The sequence below is a fragment of the Chlamydiales bacterium genome (assembly GCA_016185065.1).
Lineage (GTDB): Bacteria > Chlamydiota > Chlamydiia > Chlamydiales > Rhabdochlamydiaceae.
Genome location: JACPOL010000001.1, coordinates 81,265 through 100,885, shown reverse-complemented (window position 1 = coordinate 100,885; position 19,621 = coordinate 81,265). Strand labels below are relative to the sequence as shown.

Sequence of the window (19,621 nt, the reverse complement as noted above, 5' to 3'; positions counted from 1 at the left end):
ATCATTTTGAGTGGTAAATCCACGAGAAAATATCGGACAAATGTTCCCAAAAATACTCGAAAGGTCGGAGATCTTTCACCTGATGATGGAGCATATTTTTCCATTCAGACAAAAACTCCGCTTTTTGAGGATGTTGCTCAATTGTCACTAGATTGGGCATGGGCATCTTTTTAAAGGCGCATTTGCCCTGAAGGGACTCCAAGAGCTTTTCTATGTCGGTCAGTCGATGACGTTCTTGGTAAAGGTGGACAATGTCATAGAGATCACGGGGCCGTGCTCTCTCTGCCAAAGCTCGCAATTTTTCAGCGAAAATTTCTTCATATGAATAGCTTAGAATTCGTGGTGTTTCGATTGGGCAATCGGAATACTCGTGAAAAAGAATCCTCTTTTCTGGCCTAAGCACAACTTGTTCATTGGCTGTGAGATCCAATTTGATAGAAGGATAGGGAGCTGGTTGCTTCAGGGGGCCTCGGTACGCTAACTTGCCTTGCACAGTTAGACTGCGATGCGGATCTAAGGAGATCTGGTTTTCAGGGATTTCGATCCCAGACTGTTCATAGATCCATTGTGCGATCTGTTTTAAGATTGGTCTTAGCGTTTCTTCTTTTATTTGTTGAGAATCCAGCAGAGTGAAATCTAAATCCTCCGAAAACCGATACTTGTTGAAATAACACTTCTTAAGGCATGTACCCCCTTTAAAAACCCATGAGTCTCTTGTCTGTGGGTGGTTCTGAATGCCAATCAGTATCCATCCCAAAACGTAGTCTTTTTCAATAGTGGAGGATTGCAATCCGCTCTCTTTTGCTTTTCGAGCAATTTCAAATTTATTGATCAACGAAATCCTCCCTCTAATCCTTCAGGAATCCATAATCTCCACCTTTTGATGAGGCGCTTTCCTTTTGATGCTGGGTCTAATTGTGAATTTCCTTGGCTCAAATGTTCTAGGCACTTTGTAATCCAACGAGTCTCATCGGGCTTTAGTTTTGATAATACAAACCCTAAACGCTTGAAAATTGCTTTGTTGTTCATCTTTTCTGCATATTGGATCAACACGTTCAGGTCGCATTCATTCGAAGATAGATATTTTTGGAAAAAGTCTACTACAGAGCGAATTCCTCCTCCAAGCGATGGATCATCGAAGATATCGATAATCGTCTTATGAATATCCGACACTTGTATTTTGATTTGATCTTTCCAAATGCCTTTTATGCCGAACATTTTATCGGGTGTTAATTTTTTTATCAAAAAAGTCAGCTCTCCGAGAGACTGTTCATTTTGATTAAAACGTCGTGACGTGAGAACAATGGTTGATTCGAAAATTTGTTCTGTTAGATCCCAATGCTTGGCTGCCGACCATCCTCCAATGTAACAGGGAGAGAAAACCTGAGATGCGATCACCCAGGGGTCAAGAAGGACCTCATCGGGAGTTTCGGCGGTTAAATCTACTGGGCAATATAGTCCTCGCCGAATTCTCCGCAGCCAGCCATTTTTTGCCCATGAGGACAAGTATAGCCTTGCTTGTTTCCTTGGGACATTTAATGTTTCTGCTACCGAACTTACTGATATACAGCCTTTTGAATTGCGAAGTACGTCTGAAAGTCTTTTGCGAGATAATTTGCCTAGCCCAGCCAGCTCATCCATGGTACATCCAACGCAGTAATAGTACACTAAAAAGCATGTTATTCATGATTTAGATATACCTTAATGGTATATTTTAAACAAGAAAATAGCATTTTAGTCTACTATTGGTGATTCCAATATACCTAAGTTTTCGCCTTTTTGATGAATATGATAGTGAAAAGAATCTGGGTGATAGGATTCGAACCTACGACCCCAAGCACCCCATGCTTGTGCGCTAGCCAAGCTGCGCTACACCCAGATAGAAAGATTAGATAGTTGTGATGCCCTCGAATTGGAATTCAGAGCGCTTAAACTCTTTAACTCCAATGCGCGCGCACTCTTCGATAATTTTCTCGAGAACATCCCCTGCGTGAACTTCAGCAGCAGAGATGTCGACAGAGATCGAAGCGGTGAAGTTGACCCCGCCACGGACTCCCTTCACTTTGAAATTGGCAAACATCGTCTCTTTTTTCTTAGAGATGTTCTTAAAACGGATTAGATTATTTTCTGCCAAGTCGTGCATATTAGTGGGACCTCGAATATTAGTTTGTGCGAGAGCGTAGAGGCTGAAGAAGGTTTCTGTCAAGTTAGAGAATAGGTGCATCAATGAATATGACCCTAGAGCCAAGTTGGCATGCAGCGCTTAAGAGCGAGATCGCAAAGCCCTATATCCAAGAGCTTAAGAAATTTTTAGAAAAAGAGAAGGCTAGTGGAGAGGTGATCTATCCGCCAGAGCCGCTGGTCTTCAACGCTTTTCGTCAGACTCCCTTTGCTCAGACTAAGGTCGTCATCATGGGGCAGGATCCCTATCATGGCGAGGGGCAGGCGCACGGACTCTCGTTCAGCGTTCCCTGCGGAATTCCTCAGCCTCCCTCCTTAAAAAACATTTTTAAAGAGATAGAGAGCGATCTGGGGATCTCCCCTCCCAAGGATGGGTGTCTTTCGTCGTGGGCAAAGCAGGGGGTTCTGCTTCTGAATGCGACGTTAACAGTGCGCGCGGGGCAGGCTAAATCTCATCATGGCAGAGGATGGGAGGAGTTCACCGATGCGGTGGTCATGCGCCTTATCGAGAGAGAGGATCCTCTCGTTTTTGTTCTCTGGGGCAGATCAGCGCATGAGAAGTATGAGAAGATCAAACGGCACCAGAAGGTTGAGCACGCAGTTCTGATGGCAGCTCACCCCTCACCTCTCTCTGCTTATGCGGGATTTTTGGGATGCAAGCACTTCTCGCAGATCAACGCCCTCTTAAAAAAATTTGGTAAAACTCCTATCGATTGGAAATTAGATTAAATGATGCTACCTCCATTTAAACGGCAGCTTCTGCCCTATGCGATCGTCGTTCTCTTCGCCTTCATCGGCTTCTCTCTGCCGCTGCCGATTTTTCCGGCGATGTTTTTGGATCCAGTCGCGTCGATCCTGCCTGAAACTTTTTCAATGCAGAGAAAGATGATGATTCTTGGGCTTCTCATGACCTGCTATCCGCTTGGGCAGTTGATCGGCTCTCCCCTTTTTGGACGCCTCTCTGACATTTACGGCAGAAAGAAGATCATTTTGATCACCCTTTTAGGCACGACAATCGGATATATCATCACAGCTATTTCAACCTCCTTTGTTATAATCGAAGGGATCTTTGTTGGTCTCTTGCTATGCGGTTTTTTTGAAGGAAACATCGCGATTGCTCAAGCGGTAATTGCCGATCTAACTCGAAATGAAAATCCCCAAGATAAGATTTTTCACTTTGGCTGGATCAACCTCTTTGTATGTATCGGTTTCATCGTCGGACCTTTTTTGGGAGGGATTCTGGCCGATCCGACTCTGGTCAGCTGGTTTACCTTCGCAACCCCTTTCTGGATCGCTGCTGCGATGACAGCTGTCGGTATTGTCATCATCTATTTCGGATCAAAAGAGACGAGGATGATCACGCTAGATATGCCGGGTCCTTTTCTTAAAGAGCAGATCTCTATTCTTGTAAAACAGCCACTACGCACCTTATATATAGCCAATTTCTTCATCTCGCTTGCAGCCTTTAGTTTCTTTCGTTTTTTCCCCGTCTATCTGGAACAGGTTTTTGATTTCACCTCTTCGCAGCTCGCCTATGTCATGGTCTACAACTCTATTGCCTTCGCTCTCTGTCTTCTCTTTTTTGCTGCGCGCTTTTCGCAGAAACTTGGATCTAGAAAAGCCGCGATTCTTTTCACGCCTCTTCTTGGAGTCATGTTTATAGCAATCGTCCTGCCTTCAACGATATCGGGAGTGATGTTTATAGTTCCTCTCGTTGGAGCTCTTTTAGCTATGACACTCACAAATGCCAGTGTGATCGTATCGAATGCAGCAAGTATTGAGGCTCAGGGTCAAGCGATGGGCACTCTCACCTCGGTGCAGGTGTTTGCTGAGCTCCTTGCAGCAGTTATTGGAGCCGCATTTGCTGCGCTTCTCCCCTCCCTTGCAATTGTATTTGGGGGAGTCATGGCAATTATTGGGGCTCTTATTTTATGGTTGCAGAAGAAACAAAGAGAGGTTTTATGAGAGGAGCATTTGTCGCGGTTCCTACGCCATTTACTGAGGCGAGAGAGTTCGATCAAGAGGCGTTTCAAGAGCTCATCGAGTGGCAGATCCAAGAGGGCACAGACGGCCTTATCGTGTGCGGCACAGCTGGAGAAGCTCCTACCCTTTCTGAAGCCGAGCAGAGAAAAATAATTGAGCTTGCCGTCCAGATTTCAAATGGAAGGGTTAAGATTATCGCAGGCACAGGATCCAATGATACGCGCAAGAGCCTCTCTCTAACCGAACAGGCGAAGGGATGCGGAGCAGATGGCTGCATGGTCATCGTCCCCTACTACAACAGGCCCTCTTTTGCAGGTTGCGTAGCCCACTATAAAGAGGTGGCAAAGGCAGAGCTTCCCATCATTCTCTACCACCATCCTGTAAGAACAGGATTAAGGCTTACTGGAGCCCAGATTGCAGAGCTCTGCCAGATCGAGCAGATCGTTGCAGTTAAAGAGGCCTCGTGCGATTTAGATCTGATGCAGGAGCTTCTCCAACTGACAAAGAAATCGATCTTTACCGGCGACGACTCCTTCACTTTAGCGACCCTTGCAGCAGGCGGAGCTGGAGTCATTTCCACTGTGGGGAATTTAATTCCTCGCGAATGGAAAAAGCTCATTACACTCATGTCAGAGGGAAATGTCTTAGCAGCGCGCGAGCTCTTCTTACGCTATCTTCCCCTTTGCAAGGTTCTCTTTTTAGAGGCAAATCCTTCCGGAGTGAAGTATGCGCTTAGCCTGATGGGCAAGTGCCTGCCTCATCTCCGCCTTCCCCTTGTTGAACTCCAAGAGTCGACAAAGCTGCGCGTTTCAGAAGTGCTAAGTAAAGCTGTTTTACTCAGCAACCTCCGAGGATGCCTCAAACCTTAAGTGAAGCGGAGTGGGAGCGCGCGCGGAGAAGAGGCCCGCCGGAGAAAATGGACAGCAACGGACATTAATGGACGAGCACGGACGGGAAACGGACAGGCTGGCAAGAGAGAAAGAAGCTAAGTCCACTCTTTCTTTCTTCAGCGCGTGTCCGTTTTTTGTCCATTTTCTGTCCGTGCTCGTCCATTAAAGTCCATTTCTTCTCCGAGCGCTCTTCCGTTAAAAACCTCTTAGAGACGAGATCGTAAAAGCCACTCTCTAGTCCTATCATCACTGCGCTGTAAATCTTGAGCTATTGAGGGACGTAGGCGCAGCAAGCAGATAACAACATTCCCAGCTGCTGTAGCTGCTCTTGAGGCAAGACCTGGCTGATGGAATTTACGCCAGACATCCCAAGCAAAGTAGTGGGTGTAGTGTTTATCAAGCTCTAAGTTTAAGACTGCGGGCAGGTTCCGAACGGCGTCGATAATCTCATTTAATAATTCTGGATCCTCTTCTTTTGCTTTGGCACAACTTTTTGCAAGCTCTGGCAAAGTTGTTTTAATGTGTTTGAAAGAGGATTCAAGCGCAAATTCTCGCGCTCTTGTTGAGCTGGCTGTGCTAGTCATAATTGTATGTCCTGTTTCAAGGAAGCCAAGGGCAGCAAAGTAGGCCTGTCCCTATGAAACCAGCAGCAGATTCTACAGCGGTAACAGCGCCTGCGACACCTCCCGCACTCGAGACTGTAGCAACAGTAGCTTCCGTTGCAAGCAGAGTGGCAGAAGGCAGGGAGCCGATTGCACCTGCGACGAAGGCAGTACCTGTTGTTGTTGAGGCCGTTGCTACCAGACCTCCTGTAAGAGCTGTTCCCCCAGCGCCTGCTATCGCTCCTCCAGTTGTTATAACTGCCGCTGCGCCGGCTGCAATAGCCGCTCCGTAACAGATCGCTTTTGTGCCCCAGTAGCCGATCCATCCTGCAAGGGGACCTCCTCCAGGCAAGCGGTAGTTGAGCTCAAGACCATACTCTTCCCCGCTCTTTTTTAACCTGAGATAGCCAACACTCAGGCTTTTTTGCAGTTCACTTGCCGAAATTCCACGAAGCTCGCTAGACAGATTTGCTCGCGGAATTAAAAAACTTTCCGCTCTTTCGTTAATTACAAAAAAATCGCGGCCGTTGTGTCTTACCTCTAGGTTGCCTAAGCTGGTTGGGATGCGGAGATTCTCTTCGCTAACTCTCGTAGAGGAGAGTTGCACAAACACATCTGCATCAATATCGAATGAAACTGGAGATGCCATAATCGGCTCCTTGGTTAACATGTTCTTAACAAAGGAGAGAGTTTAGAAGAGTGTGAATATTTTTTTCAAATCGTATTAGATCTCGAGAGGCGGCAGAGAGGGCTTGAGGTCGGCGTGTTTTTTTAAGATGGGGGCGACCTCATCTTTAAGGAACTCTTCGATCTGCTCCTTAGCGCGACCGGTAAAGAGTTCGATGCGGCAGAGATTTGCGATCTCTTTTTGGGTAAGGCCGATCTCTCTATCTTTCGAGATCTCCTGTAGGAGAGAGGAGGCGTCCCCACCCTCTTTTATCTGCAGTGCAGCTTGGTGTGCATGCTCTTTAAGGCGAGCATGGATCTTCTGTCTATCTCCTCCTTTTTTCACAGCTTCCATCAGGATCGTCTCTGTGGCGAGGAAAGGGAGCTCTTCATTCAGATTCTTTTGAATGATCTTGGGGTTTACGACAATTTTTGAAGTGACGCTAGCGAGAAGGTTGAGCACTGCATCTGCCGTTAAAAAGGCCTCGGGAAAGGCGAGTCTGCGATTTGAGGAGTCGTCGAGGCTCCGCTCAAGCCACTGAGTGGCAAAAGTGTAGGAGGGGTTCTCTCCGAGAGAGAGGAGGAAGCGGGCGAGGCCGCAGATTCTTTCCGAGTGAATGGGATTGCGCTTGTGAGGCATCGCTGATGAGCCGACCTGTTTCGAAGAGAAGGGCTCTTCTAGCTCTCTCATGTGGGCGAGGAGGCGCATATCTGTTGCGAACTTGTGGGCAGATGCGGCTATACCAGAGAGAATTGAAATGATTCTCATGTCCTGTTTGCGGGTATAGGTCTGGCCGGAAAGCGAGAAGAGCTTGGAAAATCCCATCTCTTTTGCGATGAGCTCGTCGAGTTTTTTTACTTTCGACTGGTCCCCTTCAAAGAGGAAGAGAAAGGAGGCCTGGGTTCCGGTCGCTCCCTTGGCTCCTAGAAAGGGGAAGTCGTTTAGAAGTGCATCCAGATCTTTTAGATCCAGGAGAAGATCTTGAATCCATAGGCCAGCCCTGCGTCCAACGGTTGTCGGTTGAGCAGCTTGCAAGTGAGTGTATCCGAGGCAGGCGAGAGCTGCATGGTCTTTTGCAAAGAGGCTTAAGTTGCGGATGACATGGACCAGCTTGCCTCGCAGGATCTTCAATCCCTCATAAGCTTGAATCAGATCGGTGTTGTCGGTAACAAAGCAGGAGGTAGCTCCCCAGTGGATAACCCCTTTAGCAGTTGGGCAGACATCGCCAAATGCGTGAATATGCGCCATCACATCGTGGCGGAGCTGCTTCTCATGCTCCGCGGCATTCTTATAGTCGATATGGCGCAGCTGCTTCTCCATCTCCTGGATCTGAGAGTCTGCGATGGGAAGGCCGAGCATTTTTTCTGCTTTAGCAAGGGCGATCCAGAGGCGTCGCCATGTTGTGTATTTGAATTCAGGAGAGAAGACAAAGGAGATCTCGGGGCTTGCGTAGCGGGTGGCAAGCGGGCTCTCATAAACTCGGTGTGAGGACATGAACCTACCCAGAAATTAGGGAGTTTAAAAGCTCTTGAATCTCTCGTTTCTGTTTAGACGAGGGAGAGAATTGCGGATCGCGAAATAGCTTTTGCAAGCGGGCAAGTGAGCTAATCGCTAGATCTGCAAGGTCTTGCGCCCTTCTATCCTCTTTTGCAAGTGGGAAGGTCTGCCTAATTAGAGAGAGGAGTTCCTGCTTGGGCTGGCCCTTGTAATTTTCAATGATCTCTCTCTTCTTCTCTTCGGCGCCGGTTCTGCTTGCAAGCGCGTAGACCGCTTGACGAGGCATCTCCTCGATCTTGGTATGAAGGGGCTGGGGAAGAGACTCGTAGAGTTCGAAGTACTGGAGGAAGTTGTAGGGCGTTTGGCGGTTTCCGTAGGTGGCAACAAGCCATGAGCTGAAAGCGCCGTCGCGATATTTTTTTAGCAGCTGTTGAGCCTTTTTGATCCGCTCTCCATGAAGAATGGCCGCCTGGTTGTTGATCGCTTTCACCTCTGTCGTGATCTTCGAGAGCTCGATGAGGTCTTCAGATACGTTTGCATCTTCAGTGCTGTGCTGGCTTAAAATCTCCTGAAGAGCTTCATGCTCTTGAATCGAAAGAGGTGTTACGCGGAAGATCCCCGAAAAGCTCGAGAGATCGCCCTTTGTTGAAAGCTCGGCCAGAGCTGTCATTTTGGAAAATTTTTGGGTGGCCTGTTTCAGTCGCTCTGTGAGGAAGGAGTTCACTTTTGCCATGTCAAACCGTTTTACATCCGTATTAAAAGTTCTTTCGCGAGGCCCATGTAGTCTTCTGCTGCCCGGCTTTTAGGAGAGGTGTCAAAAATAGGTTTTCCGAAGATAGAGGCTTCGGCTACGCGGATGTCTCGTCGAATTTTTGTATCCAGAAGCTTATTCGGGAAAGTCGTCTCAATCACATCCAGAAAGCTCTTGTTGCTCTTTCCTCTAGGGTTCCAGAAAGAGAGAGCGACGCCGATCACATCCATGGGATGTCTCTCCCCAATATTGGAGATGAAGGTCGCAAGGCGCTGCAGCCCTTTCACGCTATAAAACTCGGGCGTTGCGCAAACCAGAGAGTGGTGTGAGGCGATCAGCGCAGACTCTGTTAACCAGCAGAGCGAAGGAGGAGTGTCGATGATGATCGTATCATACTTTAGTGGGATGAGAAGCTGCTTGAGTCTCTCGTGGGAGTAGCGATCCGCTGCAAGCGGTCCCGTAACCTCCACGCGTTCGAGCCAGGTGTCTGCGGGAATAAGGTGCATGTTTGGAACGCACGTTTTGATAATGAGCTCTTCAGGCTTCTTCGTTCCCTGAAGCGCTGCCGCCATGCTCTCTTGGGCATCGGGATCATATCCGAGGCCCGTGGTCAAATTTGCCTGTGCGTCAAAATCAATAAGCAGAACTTTCTGCTTATGAAAACGCGCAAGAGCAGAAGCGAGGTGAAGGGCCGTGGAGGTCTTTGCGGTTCCTCCCTTAAAGCTGCTGACAGCGATTCTTTTCATCCTTTTACCCAGCGTTTACCTGTGTCGAATAGGGAGAGTGAAGAGCGCGCTCTGCCTGCTCTTTTTGCAAACTATGCAAGAAGCTATCGATCTGGATCTCGCCATGCACCACGTTGTCTCGTGTGCGCATTGCAGCTGTACCGTTTTCGATCTCTTTATCGCCTACTGTGAGCATGTAGTTAATTTGCATAAGCTGTGCATTCCTGATTTTTTTATTAACGGACTCGTTTGAATCGTCAACATCACAAAGGAAACCAGCCTTTCTAATCTTCTCTGCTAGCTCATGCGCATACTCACTATGCCTATCGGCCACAGTGATAATTCTAACGGGTAGAGGAGAGATCCACAGTGGGAACTTGCCCACGAAGTGTTCGATCAGAATCCCCAAGAACCGCTCTATCGAACCGAATAGCGCTCTGTGCAGCATCACTGGTCGTTTGTGATGGCCATCGCTATCCATATATTCCAGTTCAAATTTTTCGGGAAGAGACATATCTAGCTGCACAGTGCCGCACTGCCAAGAGCGATTGAGCGCATCGCGAATATGAATATCGATCTTGGGTCCATAAAAGGCGCCGTCTCCCTCATTAATCTTGTAGGGCTGACCCCACTCGTCGAGAGCCTCTTTTAATCCATTTGTCGCGCGCTCCCACTCCTCATCGGTCCCGATGCTCTTCGCAGGGCGTGTCGAGAGTTCAAGGCGATAGGGAAGGCCGAAGGTTCCGTAGATCTCTTCGATCAGCGCAACAATTCTTAAGATCTCCTCTTTGATGCTCTCGGGGCGCATGAAGAGGTGGGCGTCATCCTGGTGGAAGCCTCGCACGCGGAAGAGACCGTTCAGCGATCCTGAAGGCTCGTGGCGGTGTACGTGACCAATCTCTGCTACGCGCAGAGGGAGCTCGCGGTAGCTATGGCTCTGAGAGCGGAAGTAGAGCATGCAGCCTGGACAGTTCATCGGCTTAATTGCAAAGTGGCGCTCTTCGATCTCGAACGAGTACATGTTCTCTCGGTAGAACTGCCAGTGGCCGGAGCGCTCCCAGAGCTCTTGACCCATCAGCTGTGGTGTTTTAATCTCGACGTAGCCCGCTCTCTGGTGGATCTTGCGCCAGAAATCTAGCAGCCGCTCCCACATGATCATCCCCTTCGGAAGGATGAAGGCTATGCCAGGAGACTCCTCCATCATGGCGAAGATGCCGAGCTTAGGCCCCAGTATCTTATGGTCGCGTTTTTTTGCTTCTTCCAGAATTGTCAGGTACTCCTTCAGCTCTTTTTTATCTGGGAAGGAGATCCCGTAGAGGCGAGTGAGCATCTCGCGCTTGGAGTCCGCTTTCCAGTAAGCTCCTGATGTCTTGAGCAGTTTGAACGCTTTAATTTTTCCAAGGCTTGGAAGGTGGGGTCCTCTGCACAGGTCAAAAAACTCACCTTGTGTGTATCCCGAGATCTCTCCCTCAAAACCCTCGATCAGCTCGCGCTTGTAAGGATTGTTTGGGAAGCGTGCGAGCGCCTCTTCGCGGTTTTTGAAGACCTGTCTTTTGGTGCGGAAGTTCTCTTTTAGAATTGCCTCTACCTCTTTTTCGATCTTCTCAAAATCCTCTTCTGAAACAATGAGATCGGCAAAGTCGTAGTAGAAGCCATTTTCAATTGGAGGGCCGATCGTCGGTTTTGCGTTTGGAAAGAGGCGAAGAATCGCTTGAGCGAGCACGTGAGCCGAGGTGTGCCAGAAGATCTCTTTGCCCTGCGGATCTTCAAAATTGAGAAGGATGACCTTGTCTCCCTCTTTGAGGGGGTGTGGTAGATCGTAGAGGGTCCCGTTGATGTTCATCGCTAGAGATTCATTCGGACCTCTTCGGTTCAGCTTCTCAGCTAGATCCAGGCCGCTGCCGCCCTCTGCGATCTCAACTTCTTTGCCATCAACGTAGACTTTCATCTTTGGAATCCTGATTTTTAAGGTATTGATAGAGTTCCGGATAGTGGCTCTTCAACCAGTTTTGCAGCTGCCTTTTTGGTTTTACCAGCTGCTTTCCGACATATCTTTCATCTGTAAAACGCGCATCTCTAACAAAGGGGCCGACATCGATTTTAACCGCGCGGTCTCCAATAAAGCCCAAGTTGGTTTTGACATTCGGATCGAGATCTTTGATCCCCTTGCGCGCAATCTGCGCTGGCAGGAGAAGGATCTGATCGACTGCCCTCTTGGCGCCTTCTATGTTGTTTTCAGCCATTAAACGATCGATGTGAGAATAGGCCATCTCAGCCTTTTTTTGCAGGAGAAATTGCACATCGTCTGCGAAGAGCAAGTGGGCGATTCCCAGCTTATCCACCAGTGTAAAGGAGGTCTTGAGCTCCTCATCCCTATTTAGGTGAACGCAAAGTAGACCCGTCTCCTCTTTAAATTCTTGGAAAGCGAGCTTGCAGCTTTCGAAGACCCTCTCCCTCTTTTTCCCATGGAGATGGTGCTGTTTGAAGAGTTTAAGAACATACTTTCCGTCGGCGCTTTGAAAGGCGTAGCAGGAGCCCCCGCTCGCCAGATAGAAAAATTTCTGAGAGAGCGCTTCGATGACCACAGGATCCGCTTTTTTCTGCGCCCCTCCCTCCATCCGAGTAAGTACCTTCTGCAGCGCAAAGCCATCCGTCTGCCAGTGGCAGAAGCGCTCGACACCCAGAAAAATCAACAGGAAGAGAGCTGCTTTATAAACTACTTTCATAGGAAACGTGTTTTAGTGAAAAATGATAACATGAATGGGATCCCTTTTTCAAAGACCTTCTTAGAGCTCGTAGAGGAGCAGCCTGCTGGGGAGCTGGGGGAGATCTTCGATCTCAAGCAGGAGGTTAGCCTCTGCTACGCGGACAGAGAAAGGGTCTTTAAAGAAAGTTTTAGATTTAGGGCGACGCGAAGGGCGCGCCTAACTGCCTGCTACCTTATAGATGAGAAGGGAGAGCTAAAAAGAGAGGCTCTACTAAAGCTGATTGGGCTTGGAGAGAAGATCCCTTACATCTTCTACCCTGACGGGACCTCTGATGCCAAGTTCATGCGCAGGTTCTGGAAGCTCCTTAAAAAATTAAGCCAGGACGCCTCTTTTGCAGCTCAACTTAAAAAGTTTTATGCTCCTGTCTGCCACCTTGCCGCTGAGCAGCTGATCCGAGACTCCCTGCTTCTTCCCTCCTCAGCTCCAGTTAGAGATGCAGAGGTCAAAAGAGCCGCTTTAGCCTCCTGCCTCTCTTCTCTTCGCCAGAACGTCGGCTCCTGTTTTGCAACTGCGCCAGCGATTCTCGTCCACGAGGAGCAGGTCGCAGCCTACCTAAACGACCTCTACGAACTCCTCACAACGGGAAGGCTTAAACGCACGATCGGAGGAGTGGAGCTTGTCGTTCCTCTAAGCCCTAGCTGGGGAGCTGATGAGATTAAGAGAAGAAGTCTCCTCACAGATCCGCACGCTCAGACCGACTGCGCTCTGCTTAAGGCCTGGGAGTTTACCATCGCCTCTTTTTGCGATGTGAAGATGGATTTTTCCAAGTGGAATCTCTATGCGAGTTTGGGACTTCATCCCGAGGAGAGAGGGGGCATCGGAGAGAGAATCCATCAGGAGCTGAGCGAGAAACTCGCGGAGTATAACCGCGAGATCGAAAAGGCGACAATGGATTATGAGATCGCTTTCGACCAGCTTAGAATGGCCGAAGTTCTTCTAAGACAAGCCGGATCAGAACGCGAAGCGAGCTCGAGAAAAGCTGAGTATCAGGCCAGGCACTACCACATGCAGGCCTGTTTAGAAAAGAGGGATACGATCTATGCCAAGGCGCAGGGTCTCTCTCAACTTCTCCCCTTTCTTCTCAAGCAGTATGAGGAGAAGTTCGTCTCCTATTTTCAAGAGGCGTACGATCCCGAGATGCGCGGGTATAAAGCTGCGCCTTATGAAGATAGCCCTGCCGGCTTCCGCTTAATTTATAAGCGAGGCCGCACCGATCCCTCTTTTTGGACCTGGATTCACACTCCTGAACAGTACATCGACTCTCTAGTCGACTTTTTTCGCAGCACAGAGAATGAGATTCTCGCCGCTTGTAAAACGACTCCAGAAAGGGAGGAGATCGTCAAGATTACAACCTCGATTATTCACCATCTTAGAAGTCAGCGCTTTCTCGAGGGTGCGATTCTCCGGATGGCAAAGGCGCACGAGGTGCCTCTCGTCAGAGATCCTCTTGCAGATCTGGATAAGATTGAAAAGAAGCCGTGGGCCTACACCTCCGGAGGCACGATGAATACTCTTTTAAAGAGCTACTTCCGCAGGGAGGGGATGGTCTCAGAGGAGGTAAAGCGTATGGAGGGAGCAGTTGAGCTCGGCATCTTCCTCGTCGATGCCATCAAACACCTTTCAGCTCACCTCTCCGATCCTTTTGTGAAGAGTCCTGAAAAGGGCGTTCTGATGCAATCTCCCACCCACGCTTTTATCCTGCATCCCGGCTCCCCTCTCTTTAAGGAGGGGTGGCAGGATGAGATCTACACCTACACGTGGGTGCGGGATAAGCTTCTCATTCCCGGAAGAGAGTTTTATGAGAATATCCGTCTAAGTCTCAAACAGCAGCAGCACCTGGTTGATGCTTTTGCCGATCTGCTCCCTCTCGATCTCGCACATCTTCTGCGCGGAAGGTTTTCCCCCTCAACTATAGATGCCACTCCATTCGAATTTAGGTGCGGGATGCTGGACGAGCTCGGCTCGATTTTCTCAGGGCAGGGAAGAGAGACTCCTGCATTTCTTGCGGATATGATCGACTCTCTTCTTTATGAGTCGCTGCCGCTTACCGATGGAAGACGCTGGAAAGAGAAAGTTAGAGATCTGTTGGGAGAGGATCCAGAAACAGAGAAGATTTTAGATGAGGCTACCTCTTATCCCGCACCATTTTTAGGAGCAAGAGAGATCCAAGAGGCTGCAAAGATCTGCTACCTCCTCTCTCAAAAAAGCGCCTTCACAACCGTCGATCTACATGAACTTGTCCTTGAACGCGCCCGTGCGCTCGGACTCTCACCCCCAGCTCCCTTCATCTTTGCCGACACCAACTGGACCGATAGTTTTTTTGCTCTCATTGTCAATCCCGGCAGCAGTGAGCTCGAGCTATGGCGCGTCGACCCGCTGGGGATAAAAGGAGAGCCGATGAGTAGTTGGAACTCCCACCTCCAAGCAAAGAGCCGCCACCCCTGGATCATCTACCCCCGCACCTTCGAATACACCATATGAAGAAGGGAAAGTAAAGCTACTCTAAAAGTTGGCCGAAATCGACTACCCTATCAAAGTAACCCTCATCTAAAACGGCATCTTCTATCCCGTTTACATGTATTAACACTGGCCTAATCGAAAAACGCTTCGGTAATTTTAAACGTTTTATTTTTTTCTCTATCTCTTCGATGACTTTTTTACTGATAGGGTCTTTTGAAAATTTGATTTCGCACAAATACAGATTATGAAAACGCGTTTGGATCATGTAATCGACCTGACACCCAGATTGCCTGATTGTTGGACTTTGAAAAAAAGGTCCATCCATGACTATTTCTTCGACTGAAATATTTAACATCTTCCAAAGAGCTTTAAAGTTATGGACAACAAGATTTTCAAATTGCAAACCCATAACGCCTTCCCAGCCAGGGAGATTATTCAACATGGAAGCCGATATCTTGCCCTTTTCAATTTTGATCCGATTCGGCGCTATATGTTTCAAATAAAAACGCAAATAATTATCGCTCAAGCGATAACGACTCAATTTTCTCTGCTTTCCGCTTTTTAGATCCCAGATGAAATCCCTTTTTATAAAGCCGGCTTTTACCAATTCATCTAGATACTGGCTATACAACCCTCCCTGACTTTTCCCAAGTTCCTTGCAAATTTGCGTAAGCTCTTTTGGACCATTCGCAAGACACGTTACAATTTTCTTGTGAATTCCCTTGCTGCGTGAAAAGAGATCGGAAAATATCTCATCAAATTCTCGGACGAGCAAGCCGCCTTTGGTAAAACAGAGGTCTCGAATGTTTTGCTCGGCAGGTAGGTTTGCTCTAATTTGCTCTAGATAGAGTGGGACTCCTCCGGTTATGGATAAAAGCTTGAATTTTTCGTAGGCTGAGATACGCGTTTCTTTGGGATGCCAGAAGGCATTACAGGAGCGCAGAGGAAGCTCTTCAAGGACAAGATCTATGGTGATCCTTCCAAGAAATCCAGTGCTGCTGAGAATGTTTTTTTCGATCCACGAAGAAATCGAGCCGCAAAGCGCAATAATTAAATTTGGATTTTTGCTGAAATACATATCCCAAGCAGTTTTCAGCTGTCCTAAGAAATGAGGGTCTTTGCCTCCCATCCAGGAGATTTCATCGAATACGATGAGAATCTGCCCTTCCAGGGTATGCTTGGAAAGATGCCAAAAAAGATCGCCCCAATTATCCGGCCTGACACCAGGAATCCCTGCTCTTTGGAGCTGATGAGCAAAGACGTCTCGTTGAGATTGAGCTGTTGTCCCGCGTACTGGAGGGTTTCCAGAAAAGAAAAAGCTTTTCATCTCTTTTCCAAACTCGGCCAAAAGCCTGCTTTTACCAATACGCCTCCTGCCTCGCACCACAATAAGGCTGGCGCTGTTTTTGCTTAAAAGTCCTTTCAGCCTATTCATTTCAGTTTCGCGACCAATAAATGGGGCGTGTTTCATCCAATTGCTCCTGTATTTTGAACGGCCCCTCGCCGCAATCCCGGCTCCTTCAGGGCCGGGTCCAGGCGGGATTCATATTCTCTTTTATCCTTAGCCGAAGAGAATCTCCTTTCTTCAGGAAGGAGTTCTTTAACATAAAATATCTTTTTCCCTATATAAGATCAATCCGTAAATAGGCAAAAGTCGATTTGCGGATAAATTTTTAGAGTCTAAAATACATCCGTAAATTAGCAAATGTCAATTTACGGATGTGTTTTTTAGCTATCTTTTTTAGAGCGCGCGCGACCCGGCTAAGTCTTGATTTAAGTCTACAAAGAAGGGGGGTGTTTTAGAGAGCAGGTCGGTATAAGACGGGGTTGTTTTATAGAAAGGCCCAAAGAGAGACATCGTAGCTCTCCAAAAAATGAATTCTAACTATTTAATATACAGGTTGTTATAGATTTTCATTGGCTAAGGCCTGCGGCACCTTGCAAAATCGAGGCCGGAGTTCGAATTTACAAGGTCGGATTAGAAGTTAGTCTTCCAGCCCTGGTGTTTTTTTAGAGGAATGATTTCGAAGCGCTCGACAGGCTGGTAGATCTGACGGTCTGTCACGCACTTGCGCTGCTTCTTATTCTTGGTGAAGAAGAACTCATAGAAGGGCACATTCACAATGATCTGTCCTTGGTAGTTGGTGCCAAAGAGCCCATCATGGCTCGCGACAAATTCTAGAGCGAGGTAGTCTCTGAACTGAGGGCGCACGCGCACCCTTCCGCCCCAAGACTCACGATCTGAACCAGAGAGGTAGTAGGGGCCTGCAGCTGCATAGAGCAGGAAGTTTGAAGACTTCACTATCATGTATCCGGCCTCGCCGTTAAATCCAGAGAGTGAGAACTCCCTTCTGCGGAAGATCGCAAAGAAATCCCCATCGAAATCATCGAATACGCACTTAATCTCATGCTCATGTCTTCCAAGTGGGATATAGCCGTTCACACGGAACTCCCACCGTTTGCAGAGCAGCTCTGTACCAAGGCCTAGCTGGTTGTAGTTGCCCATGCATCCTTGGCGGAAGTCGTAGTAGGCGTTCACGCCAAAGATGCGGCATCTAGAGTCGAAGATCTTTCTACCGATAATGCCCACGTTACCCGCATAGGTGTCGCCATACAGGTGGTGGGCTCTTAGATCTACCATCGGAATCGTATCGCCCTGGAGAGAGGCGGGAGCCAAGAGAAGTTCGGCTGTTGCATATCCTCGCTTGTAGCCAATTCCCTCTCTTTCGATAGAGCGGAGAGTGCCTCGTTTAGGCACAAACCAGCGGTTTGACTTCACATAAGGCTCGCTCGGGCTTTTTTCAGCGTTCAGGGAGTGGGAGGCGCTAATACTGGCTAGACTGCTTTTTGCCCTTTCTAATAGAGAGCCGAATCGAGGATAGACAGCTAGTTGTTCTCTGAGTTCATCAAAATTAAAGTAGGCGGATGGAACTCCAGATTTTCCAGAGAAGATCACCTTTCTTTTCTCGATTTCGTACTGAGAGTTTTCTCCAGAATCGAATAGATGCGCTCTACCTAACTTCTCTTGTTTATTCCAGATAGCAAAATCACCTTGTGCTTCAGGCTCGAAGAGGAGGAAGGTCTCTCGGTAAGGTAGAGAGCCTTCTTTTGTAAGAATCGGAGCTTGTAGCGACTGTCCCTTCCCCCCGTCTTTTTTAGATAAGATTTCTTGGTTCTGGTCAGGATTTTGATCGGAAAAAAGTGCTATTTTGGGGTTTTCTTGGGCATGTAAGGGCCCGCGCACGATCCCACTGGAGCATGCGATCACCATGCCGATAAAGACGTAAACTACTGACAATAAGGCACTCAAATTAGCTCAAAACGCCTCCTTCCCTCTTGCGTAGAGGGTCCCATTTCTCATTGTGCCAGGAAAAAAATGTATATTCAATTTTTTACTTGATAGTCGGAAAAGAAAAAGGGGTCTTTAGAAATTGCTGCAGCGCTGAAGGAGGCTTCGTCTACGGAAAGCTGGTGGTAGCGAGGCTGCTTTGGCAGTAGTTGTTGCTGAACGCCGCAACGCCATAGGTTACGGGTTCATTTTCGCCTCGGTTATGATCTTCAAATTGAAGAACATCTGCTGAGGTAGAGAAGATGCACTGCCCATTTCGGAAGATCCGATATCCTGCTGTGCTGGGATTAGGACTCGGCTCCCAACTTAGGACGTTGTAAAATTCGGTAAAGATATTGAATGCATTTGTTTTCTGGGTAACGCCCAGGTTGGTTGGAGGAAAAAAAATCGTTCCGGTTGTTGTCGCGCTGTGAACCACATTGTTCATCCCATCGAAATGGACCCAAACTGCAGCTTTGTAGTAGGAGTCTTTTCCTGCAGAAGCCGCTACACGAGGATAGCCATTCTCAGCTCCTTGGGATAGTGTATCATAACCCGGGACCCAGCAAGGACTAACAGCGAGAGAGACCAGTTTTGATGAATAGATTTCAATTGAATAGTTCGAAGAGTTATAGGCCATCATGGCAGACGTTGCAAAGCCGCACGGGTCCACAGAGAGATCAAAAGAGTAGCCGTATAAATTTGAACTTACAAAATCTAATTGTTGAGACCAGCTCTTTCCAAAAGGAGATATCGAACTTGAAGCTGAAAAAGAGAAGCCGTCATACGAGTTATTCCAAGTGGCGATTCCATTTCCATAGTCATCAATTGTTACCAGTGCTGTAAGAAAAGCAGGATTGAAGATGCCTGGTGGTGAAAGATCTGTCGGAGTCGTCCAACTTTTACCGAAAGGCTGCGAGGAGGCCTGTACCACCACTTCTGAATAGATATCTCCGCTGGCGTGATAGCGATACCAGATTGCGATCGCATTCCCGTTTTTATCAACGGCAACTTTCGGATATGCGCTATTGTATGAGTGGCTTGAGATGGTTTGAGCGCTGCTCCAGCTTCCATTCACTATTTTACTTGCTGCGAAAATGGTATCAACAGATGAGATCACCTCACGCCAGACTGCGACCGCTTTTCCATTTGCTCCAATTGCGATTTGCGGAGAGTCGGCTCCTTTATCGGAAAGCAGATCGGGTGTAGCTTGCCAGCTACCACCAGATAGTTTTGTCGATGATTCAATTCCATCGGCTCCAACCCAAACAGCAATTAAGTTGCCGCTTGTATCTACAGCAATTTGCGGTGAAGAACTTGACGAGGATGAGAGCGAGATGGGGGTAGACCAGTTTTTATTGGATGGTTGAGATGAGGTCCAAATCAGATCATTCTGTATCCAGATAAGGGTTGCATTTCCGTTTATATCGACGACAAGGCTCGGAGAAGAGGCTTGAGAGTCTGAGACAGCTATGGGCTCAGACCAGCTTCCTTCGAATGAGAAGTTGCTAGAGATCACCACTCCATTTTCAATCCAAGCTGCAACTGCATTGCCGGCGGTGTCGATTCCGATCCGCGGATCTGAAGCGTCTTGTCCTTTTGAAGAGATCGTCACAGGGGGAGAGGTCCACGACGACGCCTCGAGAGAAGAAAAACAGTGAAGAATTACTAGCGCAAAACAGAGAGATTTTTTCATTTTTTCCTCTTATCTTTTGACGGAAACTATAAAGAAAAGCTGAAGAAAAGCAAAAAAAATCTTGCATGCAATC

Annotated in this window: 17 protein-coding genes and 1 tRNA gene; 4 read left to right on the top strand and 14 right to left on the bottom strand. The window is 48.0% G+C overall.

Going from position 1 to position 19,621, the window contains the following annotated elements; all coding sequences use genetic code 11:
* Nucleotide 1 precedes the first annotated feature (1 nt).
* The 4 genes from HYX48_00415 to HYX48_00400 all read right to left on the bottom strand — a co-directional run bounded on the left by HYX48_00415 (nucleotide 2) and on the right by HYX48_00400 (nucleotide 2,143).
* Nucleotides 2-835, bottom strand: coding sequence for a nucleotidyl transferase AbiEii/AbiGii toxin family protein (locus HYX48_00415; GenBank protein MBI2742365.1), 834 nt, complete (start codon nucleotides 833-835; stop codon nucleotides 2-4).
* Nucleotides 832-1,641: a type IV toxin-antitoxin system AbiEi family antitoxin domain-containing protein gene (locus HYX48_00410; GenBank protein ID MBI2742364.1), complete on the bottom strand. Its 810-nt coding sequence runs from the start codon at nucleotides 1,639-1,641 to the stop codon at nucleotides 832-834. The genes HYX48_00415 and HYX48_00410 overlap by 4 nt, the downstream gene beginning before the upstream one ends.
* Before the next feature lie 163 nt (nucleotides 1,642-1,804).
* Nucleotides 1,805-1,879 (bottom strand) — tRNA-Pro (locus HYX48_00405).
* Between the two features lie 9 nt (nucleotides 1,880-1,888).
* Nucleotides 1,889-2,143, bottom strand: coding sequence for a hypothetical protein (locus HYX48_00400; protein ID MBI2742363.1), 255 nt, complete (start codon nucleotides 2,141-2,143; stop codon nucleotides 1,889-1,891).
* Nucleotides 2,144-2,226: 83 nt separating this feature from the next.
* On the opposite strand from HYX48_00400, the gene ung reads away from it, so the two are divergent.
* Genes ung through HYX48_00385 form a run of 3 tightly spaced genes read left to right on the top strand, consistent with a single transcriptional unit; the run spans nucleotide 2,227 to nucleotide 5,033 of the window.
* Nucleotides 2,227-2,910, top strand: a complete 684-nt coding sequence (gene ung, locus HYX48_00395; protein ID MBI2742362.1) for a uracil-DNA glycosylase — start codon at nucleotides 2,227-2,229, stop codon at nucleotides 2,908-2,910.
* The gene (locus tag HYX48_00390; protein MBI2742361.1) at nucleotides 2,911-4,146 is read left to right on the top strand and encodes an MFS transporter; all 1,236 of its coding nucleotides are present in this window, start codon (nucleotides 2,911-2,913) and stop codon (nucleotides 4,144-4,146) included.
* The gene (locus HYX48_00385; protein ID MBI2742360.1) at nucleotides 4,143-5,033 is read left to right on the top strand and encodes a 4-hydroxy-tetrahydrodipicolinate synthase; all 891 of its coding nucleotides are present in this window, start codon (nucleotides 4,143-4,145) and stop codon (nucleotides 5,031-5,033) included. The genes HYX48_00390 and HYX48_00385 overlap by 4 nt, the downstream gene beginning before the upstream one ends.
* A 227-nt stretch (nucleotides 5,034-5,260) precedes the next feature.
* Here the strand turns inward: HYX48_00385 and HYX48_00380 are convergent, their stop codons facing one another.
* From HYX48_00380 to HYX48_00350, 7 genes are all read right to left on the bottom strand, one after another.
* Nucleotides 5,261-5,638 carry a hypothetical protein gene (locus tag HYX48_00380; protein MBI2742359.1) on the bottom strand — a complete coding sequence of 126 codons (378 nt, stop codon included), beginning with the start codon at nucleotides 5,636-5,638 and terminating at the stop codon, nucleotides 5,261-5,263.
* 16 nt (nucleotides 5,639-5,654) lie between these two features.
* A complete protein-coding gene (locus HYX48_00375) occupies nucleotides 5,655-6,305 on the bottom strand; it encodes a hypothetical protein (protein MBI2742358.1) in 651 nt (216 codons plus the stop codon).
* A gap of 75 nt (nucleotides 6,306-6,380) precedes the next feature.
* Nucleotides 6,381-7,817 carry an adenylosuccinate lyase gene (locus HYX48_00370; GenBank protein ID MBI2742357.1) on the bottom strand — a complete coding sequence of 479 codons (1,437 nt, stop codon included), beginning with the start codon at nucleotides 7,815-7,817 and terminating at the stop codon, nucleotides 6,381-6,383.
* 4 nt (nucleotides 7,818-7,821) lie between these two features.
* Nucleotides 7,822-8,553: a CT583 family protein gene (locus HYX48_00365; GenBank protein ID MBI2742356.1), complete on the bottom strand. Its 732-nt coding sequence runs from the start codon at nucleotides 8,551-8,553 to the stop codon at nucleotides 7,822-7,824.
* A gap of 11 nt (nucleotides 8,554-8,564) precedes the next feature.
* Complete coding sequence (locus tag HYX48_00360; protein MBI2742355.1) at nucleotides 8,565-9,317, bottom strand: ParA family protein; 753 nt, start codon at nucleotides 9,315-9,317, stop codon at nucleotides 8,565-8,567.
* 4 nt (nucleotides 9,318-9,321) lie between these two features.
* Entirely contained in the window at nucleotides 9,322-11,244 is a 1,923-nt protein-coding gene (gene thrS / locus HYX48_00355) for a threonine--tRNA ligase (protein MBI2742354.1), read from the bottom strand.
* Entirely contained in the window at nucleotides 11,228-12,022 is a 795-nt protein-coding gene (locus HYX48_00350; GenBank protein ID MBI2742353.1) for a hypothetical protein, read from the bottom strand. Before HYX48_00350 ends, thrS begins: the two co-directional genes overlap by 17 nt.
* A gap of 15 nt (nucleotides 12,023-12,037) precedes the next feature.
* Between HYX48_00350 and HYX48_00345 the strand changes: the two genes are divergently transcribed.
* Nucleotides 12,038-14,545, top strand: a complete 2,508-nt coding sequence (locus HYX48_00345) for a hypothetical protein (GenBank protein ID MBI2742352.1) — start codon at nucleotides 12,038-12,040, stop codon at nucleotides 14,543-14,545.
* A gap of 16 nt (nucleotides 14,546-14,561) precedes the next feature.
* On the opposite strand, the gene HYX48_00340 is transcribed toward HYX48_00345, so the two are convergent.
* From HYX48_00340 to HYX48_00330, 3 genes are all read right to left on the bottom strand, one after another.
* Nucleotides 14,562-15,995 (bottom strand): ArsR family transcriptional regulator, encoded by a 1,434-nt coding sequence (locus HYX48_00340; GenBank protein ID MBI2742351.1) that lies wholly within the window; start codon nucleotides 15,993-15,995, stop codon nucleotides 14,562-14,564.
* 507 nt (nucleotides 15,996-16,502) lie between these two features.
* Nucleotides 16,503-17,834 carry an inverse autotransporter beta domain-containing protein gene (locus tag HYX48_00335; GenBank protein MBI2742350.1) on the bottom strand — a complete coding sequence of 444 codons (1,332 nt, stop codon included), beginning with the start codon at nucleotides 17,832-17,834 and terminating at the stop codon, nucleotides 16,503-16,505.
* Nucleotides 17,835-17,982: 148 nt separating this feature from the next.
* Complete coding sequence (locus tag HYX48_00330) at nucleotides 17,983-19,548, bottom strand: hypothetical protein (GenBank protein MBI2742349.1); 1,566 nt, start codon at nucleotides 19,546-19,548, stop codon at nucleotides 17,983-17,985.
* Nucleotides 19,549-19,621: the final 73 nt, after the last annotated feature.

What these genes read in the sequence shown, in the direction of transcription:
- HYX48_00410 (MBI2742364.1), bottom strand. Translation starts at nt 1,641, where the DNA reads ATGGATGAGCTGGCTGGGCTAGGCAAATTATCTCGCAAAAGACTTTCA.
- HYX48_00400 (MBI2742363.1), bottom strand. Translation starts at nt 2,143, where the DNA reads ATGCACGACTTGGCAGAAAATAATCTAATCCGTTTTAAGAACATCTCT.
- ung (MBI2742362.1), top strand. Translation starts at nt 2,227, where the DNA reads ATGAATATGACCCTAGAGCCAAGTTGGCATGCAGCGCTTAAGAGCGAG.
- HYX48_00390 (MBI2742361.1), top strand. Translation starts at nt 2,911, where the DNA reads ATGATGCTACCTCCATTTAAACGGCAGCTTCTGCCCTATGCGATCGTC.
- HYX48_00385 (MBI2742360.1), top strand. Translation starts at nt 4,143, where the DNA reads ATGAGAGGAGCATTTGTCGCGGTTCCTACGCCATTTACTGAGGCGAGA.
- HYX48_00380 (MBI2742359.1), bottom strand. Translation starts at nt 5,638, where the DNA reads ATGACTAGCACAGCCAGCTCAACAAGAGCGCGAGAATTTGCGCTTGAA.
- HYX48_00375 (MBI2742358.1), bottom strand. Translation starts at nt 6,305, where the DNA reads ATGGCATCTCCAGTTTCATTCGATATTGATGCAGATGTGTTTGTGCAA.
- HYX48_00370 (MBI2742357.1), bottom strand. Translation starts at nt 7,817, where the DNA reads ATGTCCTCACACCGAGTTTATGAGAGCCCGCTTGCCACCCGCTACGCA.
- HYX48_00365 (MBI2742356.1), bottom strand. Translation starts at nt 8,553, where the DNA reads ATGGCAAAAGTGAACTCCTTCCTCACAGAGCGACTGAAACAGGCCACC.
- HYX48_00360 (MBI2742355.1), bottom strand. Translation starts at nt 9,317, where the DNA reads ATGAAAAGAATCGCTGTCAGCAGCTTTAAGGGAGGAACCGCAAAGACC.
- thrS (MBI2742354.1), bottom strand. Translation starts at nt 11,244, where the DNA reads ATGAAAGTCTACGTTGATGGCAAAGAAGTTGAGATCGCAGAGGGCGGC.
- HYX48_00350 (MBI2742353.1), bottom strand. Translation starts at nt 12,022, where the DNA reads ATGAAAGTAGTTTATAAAGCAGCTCTCTTCCTGTTGATTTTTCTGGGT.
- HYX48_00340 (MBI2742351.1), bottom strand. Translation starts at nt 15,995, where the DNA reads ATGAAACACGCCCCATTTATTGGTCGCGAAACTGAAATGAATAGGCTG.
- HYX48_00330 (MBI2742349.1), bottom strand. Translation starts at nt 19,548, where the DNA reads ATGAAAAAATCTCTCTGTTTTGCGCTAGTAATTCTTCACTGTTTTTCT.